2 protein-coding genes are annotated in these 1,720 nt (G+C 71.6%); both read right to left on the minus strand.

Translation table 11 applies throughout. The features are described from left to right. Window positions 1-9 precede the first annotated feature (9 nt). A complete protein-coding gene (locus tag E4099_RS31780) occupies window positions 10-633 on the minus strand; it encodes a GntR family transcriptional regulator (RefSeq protein ID WP_135342553.1) in 624 nt (207 codons plus the stop codon). A 134-nt stretch (window positions 634-767) separates the two neighbouring features. Continuing rightward, window positions 768-1,720, minus strand: a 953-nt coding sequence (gene sucB, locus E4099_RS31785; protein ID WP_135342554.1) for a 2-oxoglutarate dehydrogenase, E2 component, dihydrolipoamide succinyltransferase, incomplete at its 5' end; no start/stop codon positions are given.

Below are 1,720 nucleotides of genomic sequence, written 5' to 3' on the forward strand. Positions count from 1 at the left end.
GCTGGGGGGTCAGGCTCGGGGGGCGCAGCCTAGGACGTGGGCTTTGACCAGGGTGCCGATGTGGGGGTCGTGGCGGTGGAAGGCCTCGACCAGGGCCTGGTGCTCCTCGGCGTAGGACTGCTGGCGGGTGCCCAGCCAGCGGATGGACAGCGCGGTGAAGACCTCGATGCCCAGGGACTCCCAGGTGTGCAGCAGCACGCTGTTGCCGGCCGCCCGGACCAGCTCCCGGTGGAAGGCCACGGTGTGCCGTACCTGGGCCTCCGCGTCGCCGGCCGCGTCGGCCCGGTACAGGGCGGCCACCTCCGGCTCCAGGGCGGACACGTCGCGCGCCAGCCGGTCGGCGGCCAGCTCCGCCGCGATCTGCTCCAGGCCCGCCCGTACCGGGTAGATCTCCTCCAGGTCGGCCGCGGTGAGGTTTCGTACCCGTACGCCCTTGTTGGGCGCGGACTCGATCAGCCGCAGCGTCTCCAGCTCGCGCAGCGCCTCCCGGACCGGGGTCTGGCTGACCTCCAGCTCCACCGCGATGCGCCGCTCCACGATCCGCTCACCCGGCTTCCAGCGCCCGCTGACGATGCCCTCCACGATGTGCTCGCGGATCTGCTCGCGCAGCGAGTGGACGACGGGGGCGGTCATACAGCGGCTCCTAGGCGACGCGGGGAGGGACTGTCTAGACAATACGGCGGCGCCCCCGCCCGGAAGAGTCTCCGGGCGGGGGCGCCGCCGGTGAGGCTGGTAACAGTGGCCCGCGGGCCGCCGTACCGTGCGGGTCACAGGCCGAGGTCGACCTCGAACTCGCCGGCCTCCAGGATCGCCTTGACGGCCGTCAGGTAGCGGGCCGCGTCGGCACCGTCCACCAGGCGGTGGTCGTAGGAGAGCGCCAGGTAGGTCATGTCGCGGACGCCGATGACGGTGCCCTCGGCGGTCTCGATGACCGCCGGACGCTTGACCGTGGCGCCGATGCCCAGGATGGCGACCTGGTTCGGCGGGACGATGACGGTGTCGAACAGCGCACCACGCGAACCGGTGTTGCTGATGGTGAAGGTCCCACCGGCCAGGTCGTCCGGGGTGATCTTGCTGGCGCGGACCGCATTGGCAAGCTCGGCGGTCTTCTTGGAGATGCCGGCGATGTTGAGGTCGCCCGCCCCCTTGATGACCGGGGTCATCAGACCCTTCTCGGAGTCCACCGCGATACCGATGTTCTCGGTGTCGAAGTAGGTGACCGTGCCCTCGTCCTCGTTGATCCGGGCGTTGATGACCGGGTGGGCCTTCAGCGCCTGGGCGGCGGCCTTGACGAAGAACGGCATCGGGGAGAGCTTGACGCCCTCGCGGGCCAGGAAGCTCTCCTTGGCCTGGGCACGCAGCCGCATGATCTTGGTGACGTCCACCTCGACCACGGTGGTCAGCTGCGCCTGGGTGTGCAGGGCCTTCATCATGTTGTCGCCGATGACCTTGCGCATCCGGGTCATCTTGACGGTCTGACCGCGCAGCGGGGACACCTCGACGGCCTTCGGCGCGGCAGCCGCGGCGGGCGCGGCGGGCGCCGGTGCGGCAGCGGCGGCCTTGGCGGCCTCCGCGGCGGCGATGACGTCCTGCTTGCGGATGCGGCCGCCCACGCCGGTGCCCCGGACGGAGGCCAGGTCGACGCCGGACTCGGCGGCGAGCTTGCGCACCAGCGGGGTGACGTAGGCGCCCTCACCGGCGGCCGGGGCCGGGGTGGTGG

It is taken from the genome of Streptomyces palmae, assembly GCF_004684805.1.
In the GTDB taxonomy this organism is placed as follows: domain Bacteria; phylum Actinomycetota; class Actinomycetes; order Streptomycetales; family Streptomycetaceae; genus Streptomyces; species Streptomyces palmae.